The organism is Lysinibacillus mangiferihumi (assembly GCF_003049665.1).
Taxonomy (GTDB): Bacteria; Bacillota; Bacilli; order Bacillales_A; family Planococcaceae; genus Lysinibacillus; species Lysinibacillus mangiferihumi.
In genome coordinates, this window is record NZ_PYWM01000029.1 from 54,311 (window position 1) to 60,702 (window position 6,392).

The following is a 6,392-nucleotide window of genomic DNA, read 5'->3' on the forward strand; positions in this document are numbered from 1 at the left end:
GCCAATTAATATCTTATTTCCACAATCCGTTTTGCACCATTTTTTCTTTATTACGGAAAGCAACTAAGACAGAAACAATATTCATGATTAACATAATTACAATAATATATAAAACAGCTGTGTAGCTTCCTGTGAAATCAAAAATATAGCCATACGCTGGAAGTGCAATAATTCCCGCTACTGCCAAACCGATTGAAACTGTCGAATAGATTTGACTGTAATTTTTATTACCAAATAAAGCAGAAGTAATAGCAGGCGCTAATGTTCCTATACAAGCTGTGACAAATCCGAAAAGACCAACAGCTACAACGATTGCAATTGTACTTTCAACAAAGAAGAGCAATAGAATCATAGACACTAAACCAATAGACATGGCGATAACAGTCGTATTTTTAGCACCAATTTTATCAATTAAATAACCGAAAATAATTGACCCTAACAGTACACCAACCATTAAAGCAGCCATCACATTACCAGTAAACTTCACACTAAATCCTTGATTTACAAGATATGTTGGAATATGGATTGAAAAACTTGCTATTGATGTAATAATGAAGAAGAACAGAATTAACAATGAAAATGACAACGATTTTTTAGCATCCGCAAACGAGATTCCCGTATTGCTAGTATCCGTTTCTACTTTCTTCTCTACATTGTTATTATCCACTGCACCATAAGGTAATAGCCCTTTTTCTTGTGGTGATTTTCTTAAAAATAGCATAATTGTTGGAACGATAATAATAATCGCTGCAACACCTACAATAATATATGCACTTCTCCAACCTTGAGTGGCAATTAAGTTACCAATTAAAGGTTGTGTAAACGCCCCGATTAATCCACCAGAAGCAGTAATAATACCTAATGCTAGTCCACTGCGTTGTTTAAACCATTGATTGACTAAAACAGGTCCTGCCAATACTGTAATTAATACGCCACCAACAGCTAATGGCATTGCAAGGATATACCATCCCCATACAGAACTCATCATACCGAATAAAGCAAATGCACCCGCTTGTAAAATAATTGCAATGCTAAGTAACATACGTGTATCATACTTCGCCATTAACTTCCCGCCAATCGGTAAAAATACCATTGTAACGATAGATGAAATACTTAGATATAACGTTAAATTACCAAGACCTACACCAATGTCTTCAGATACAGGTGATAGGAATAGTCCTGCCGAACTGTTTAATCCTGACTTTGCTAAACCAACTGAAATACATAAACCTAGTAATACTAGCCATGCAAAGTGAAGCCTTTTCTTATTAGCACTCATTTCTCTATTTCTCCTTTTATATAAACGACTTTATTTTACACAAAACATCAAATTTCGCCATTTGGATACCAATTGGCACATATGCAATGATTGAAAAGATATTTTGTTATATATTTGCATTACTTAACTTGTCCATTAGCCTAAGCTATTGCACATGGTTCAAGTAAGAACTACTTCATAAAAAGAATGAACGGCTTCCTTGTTTAAAGAACAAATGCAGAGGAATCCTTGTACATAGATTGTCTCCAAAAAGCTACTACTTTCTTTTTATTAAGTCTGCGGTAGCTTACTTGTCACAATTCTGCAAGCGAATTCGCAGTTGACCATTTATCCTCTAAAACCGCGCTGTATTAGACTTTATCCTGCTTTCTTGCCACATAATCACCTCCAATAAATGTGAAAATTTTGTGACCTGCAATTTATTTTAACATTAAACTGTTTAATATTAAATTAATTAATTTCACAGAAAATTTATTTATTGAACGAGAAATACTTGCCATAACATTTTCCCTGCAATTTCAAAATTGATTACAGAGGTAGTTCTAACTAACATCGGTAAAATTTGAAAATAATTCTTTACTACTTCCAGTTAAAATAACTATAATCAATCTTAATAACTAGTTTAAAGGTAAACAATCCCCTTAAATAGTGTTTAATTACTATTTTAAAATAATAAATTAAACAGGAGGTTCTCAGTGCAATATGATTGAGCAATTAAAATTAATGGACTTGAAAAATAAAAACAAGCTGATGCTTTTCACTTATTTAGCTTCGACAATTTTAGGTTTACTCGGTACATTATCTTTAAAACCGGATTTTTGGATTATCTTTTTCTATAGTGTTCAAATAATTTTTTATCCTTTGTTATACATAGTCAGTAATCGATATAAAAAAGAGTATATCTTCCCCTATTTGATAGTAATCATTATGAATATCTTTAATATTAGTTTAGTCATGATTTATGGTGGGGAATTATCCACTGCTCTTTCTATTTTTTTCTTTGCTATCTTTTCTGCTGTTCAATTTAATACCAAAATATTTAGCATCGGCTATAGTTTAGGATTTATAACGCTTGGTTTAATTTATCTCTTCCCTAAACCTGAATTTGCTAGTGAAAAAATGGCTTCTTTTGTTATCATTTATTTGTTTATTGGATTTCTGTTAACGATCTTAATACGTATGAATCAAAATCAATTTAAAAAGTTACAAGCATATAGTGAAATCGCAGAAGCCGATGCAAAAACAAAAGAAGAACATAAACTTCATTTAGAACGGGAAATCGCTATTATTGCTGAAAGCATTAGTAAAATTAACGAAAAAGTTCAATTTGGTTTAAGATCGCAAGAGGAAATTCAACTAGCCATGAATGAAGTTTCATCAGGGAGTATGTTACAAAGTGAGCAAATATCTAAAATAGCGGACAGTGCACAAAGTAACTTAGCAGCAATCCATTCTATGAATGACATAACAGTTCGTTTAATAGATGACGCTATGCAATCTAGCAACTTAGCGGTTGAAGGCCAAAATAAAATAAATCACCTTACAACAGAGATGAATAGTCTGCAAAATGTCATAACCAACTTAAGTGAAAACTTTAAAACTTTAACGGAAAAAATTGAAGAAACAAATCAGTTTGCCAATGATATTCAACAAATAACGGAACAGACAAATTTATTGGCATTAAATGCTTCTATTGAGGCGGCTCGTGCTGGGGATGCTGGAAAAGGATTCTCTGTTGTGGCGCAAGAAATACGAAATTTAGCGGATTTAACGAATAATCTTACCGTCAAAATCAGTGAAAATTTAACGGATGTCAATACAACGAATAAATTAGCACAGGTGAACATGACAAAAAGTAGCGACACATTGCATCAAAGTGTCGAATCTACAAAGTTAGTTAATTCAAACTTTATTCAATTAAGCGCTATTTTACATTCATTAAAAATAAAATTTAATGAATTTGAGCATTTATCAAATGAAGTAGCTGTAAACAGCAAAAATGTTGACTCGTCGACAAATGATTTTGCTGCCATTATTGAGGAAGCCACTGCCACCTTACAACAAATGAATGCATCAATTGAAAACATCACAGCTGACAACCATATTATTGCAAAGTACATTGATGACACAGCCAAAAGCACTGAAAACATAAAAAATACTTATTGACTGTACAAAAGAGAAAAAGTGTTAGATTGACTTCAATCAATCTAACACTTTTTTGCTATGTTTGTTATGTTCGAAACTTATTTTTACAAGCCTATAAGTCCGAAACTTGTGCACTAACCGCTTTATTATTATACATTTCTGTATCCAACTCTTTCGTTACACGTGCTGTGGTAACACCTGCTGTCATTGACCCACTTACATTTAGAGCCGTACGCCCCATGTCGATTAATGGCTCAATTGAAATCAAAATACCGGCAAGTGCAACTGGTAGGTGAAGCGCTGATAGCACAAGGATAGCTGCAAATGTTGCACCACCACCAACACCTGCTACACCGAACGAACTTATTGCTACCACTGCAATAACTGTAATGATAAATACAGGATCAAGTGGATTAATGCCGACAGTTGGTGCAATCATAATTGCAAGCATTGCAGGATATACACCAGCGCAACCGTTTTGACCAATTGATAAACCAAATGAACCTGCGAAGTTTGCTATGCCCTCTGGTACACCAAGTCTACCAGTTTGCGTTTTAATATTCATAGGTAAAGTCCCCGCACTTGAACGTGAAGTGAAGGCAAATAATAGTGTTTCAAGTGATTTTTTTAAATACGTAAACGGATTTAGACCGCTTAATGAAATAATTAGTAAATGAACAAGGAACATAATAATTAACGCAACGTAAGAAGCAATAACAAATTTACCTAAGTTGTAAATTGCCCCAAAATCAGATGTTGCGACCGTGCGTGCCATAATGGCTAAAATACCATATGGTGTTAAGCGTAAAACAATTGTTACAACACCCATTACTAATGCATGCACTGCATCAATGCCTTTTTTAATGGTTGCAGCCATCTCACCATCTTTACGTGCGACACGTAAATAAGCAAAACCTAAAAATGCTGCAAATATAACAACTGCAATTGTAGATGTTGAACGAGCACCTGTTAAATCAAGGAATGGATTCGCTGGGAACAATTCTATAATTTGCATTGGTAAATCAGGTGCAGTCATGCCCGTTGTCTTTTCTTCTATATATGCCCCACGCTCTGTTTCAGCGTCGCCTTGCATAATTTGAGTAGCATCTAAATCAAATATTGTAGCCGAAAGAATCCCTACTGCGGCTGATACTGCTGTAGTACCGATTAAAATTGCTAAAATTAAAGCGGCCATTTTGCCAAAATTTTTGCCAATTGTCATTTTCGTAAAGGCAATCAAAATAGAAATAAATACTAGAGGCATTGCCACCATTTGTAACAGTTTCACATAACCCGTACCAATAATGTTGTACCAAGATGTTGTCTTGGTTAAAACTTCAGAGTCAATACCGTAAAACAATTGCAGCCCTAGACCTAGTGCGATACCTAAACCTAGACCAGCAAAAACACGATTTGAGAATTTCACGTGTTTTTTATTCATAATAACTAAAATTCCAACGCAGGCAAGTAACAGTGCTACGTTCAGAACGACTTGTAAAGTTGACAATAGAAAGCCTCCTAAGATGTTTTATTAGAATGTAAATCGAATTATATACCTATAATACCTATTATTCAAGTATGTTTTATTAAGATTAAGATTTTTAAAAATGTAAGCGGTTCAATTTCTTTGATTTAACAATTGAAAAGGACTAAAATCAAATTAGTTTAATAGTAAACTTATATTGAAAGAGGGGAATAATTATGGGTAAATTGCAAAATAAAGTGGCTATTATTACAGGTAGTGGAGCAGGAATCGGTAAAGAAATTGCGCGTAAATATGCACAAGAAGGGGCAAAAGTTGTTATTGCTGACTTCAATGAGGACGCATTAAATGCTACTGTGAATGAGTTTAATGAAGCTGGTTTTGAGGCATTTGGTGTCAAAGTAAATGTTGCGGTAGAAGAAGATATTCAAAAAATGATGGCTACTACGGTGGCTCATTTTGGTCGTATAGATATTTTAGTCAATAATGCCGGAGTTGGTGACAATATGCAGGCGGCGGCAAATGTTGAAGATGCGGTTTGGCAACGTGTGATGGACATTAATGTAAGTGGTGTGATGCGAGCTATTCGACAAGTATTACCAATATTCATTGAAAATGGCGGTGGAACAATTGTCAACATGGCTTCCATTGCAGGATTAACAGGCGGCCGCGGTGGACTAGCTTATACTACAGCGAAACACGCAGTTGTAGGTATGACAAAAAATATTGCCTCGCACTACGGTTCACAAAATATCCGTTGCAACGCGATTGCACCTGCACATGTAGAAACTGGCTTTGCAGCAGCCATGACGAATGTAGATCCATTTGGTATGCAACAATCTGTACGCGGTGTGCAACTTATGCCAAAAGCTGGTCAAGTTTCAGATATTGCTAATATTGCACTATTTTTAGCTTCTGAAGATTCCGGCCTTATTAACGGTGTCGCTTTAGCGGCTGATGCTGGCTGGAGTGCTTACTAATAAAAAACCTACCTCGTTTATAAGACGAGGCAGGTTTTAATGTTGTTCGCGGGTATATTACTTTATTTCGCGGGTAAACTACCCTATTTCGCGGGTATTTCCCTCTGCTCCGCGGGTAATTCACTCTATTTCGCGGGTATCTCTCTGCTCCGCGGGTATTCTCCCTTGCTTCGCGGATATTTCTCTCTACTCCGCGGGTATTCTCCCTTGTTCCGCGGGTATTTCACTCTGCTTCGCGGATATTCTCTTTTGTTCCGCGGGTATCACCCTGCCCCGCGGGTATTCTCCCTTGCTCCGCGGATACACCCCCTTGCCCCGCGGGTATTTTACTCTGCTTCGCGGATATTCTCTTTTGTTCCGCGGGTATTTTACTATGCTCCGCGGATATTCTCCCTTGCTTCGCGGGTATTCCTCCTTGCTCCGCGGGTATCACCCTGCCCCGCGGGTATTTCACTCTGCTTCGCGGATATTCTCTCTTGCTTCGCGGGTATTTCTCTCTACTCCG

General features: G+C 36.2%; 4 protein-coding genes. 2 read left to right on the forward strand and 2 right to left on the reverse strand.

Annotated elements, in window-relative coordinates:
• Positions 1-13: 13 nt before the first annotated feature.
• Entirely contained in the window at positions 14-1,279 is a 1,266-nt protein-coding gene (locus C9J37_RS21680; RefSeq protein ID WP_024360849.1) for an MFS transporter, read from the reverse strand.
• A 702-nt stretch (positions 1,280-1,981) separates the two neighbouring features.
• Between C9J37_RS21680 and C9J37_RS21685 the strand changes: the two genes are divergently transcribed.
• Positions 1,982-3,445 (forward strand): methyl-accepting chemotaxis protein, encoded by a 1,464-nt coding sequence (locus C9J37_RS21685; protein ID WP_107897032.1) that lies wholly within the window; start codon positions 1,982-1,984, stop codon positions 3,443-3,445.
• Positions 3,446-3,536: 91 nt separating this feature from the next.
• On the opposite strand, the gene C9J37_RS21690 is transcribed toward C9J37_RS21685, so the two are convergent.
• Positions 3,537-4,931: an L-cystine transporter gene (locus tag C9J37_RS21690; RefSeq protein WP_107897033.1), complete on the reverse strand. Its 1,395-nt coding sequence runs from the start codon at positions 4,929-4,931 to the stop codon at positions 3,537-3,539.
• A gap of 194 nt (positions 4,932-5,125) precedes the next feature.
• On the opposite strand from C9J37_RS21690, the gene C9J37_RS21695 reads away from it, so the two are divergent.
• Entirely contained in the window at positions 5,126-5,887 is a 762-nt protein-coding gene (locus tag C9J37_RS21695; RefSeq protein ID WP_107897034.1) for a glucose 1-dehydrogenase, read from the forward strand.
• Positions 5,888-6,392 lie beyond the last annotated feature (505 nt).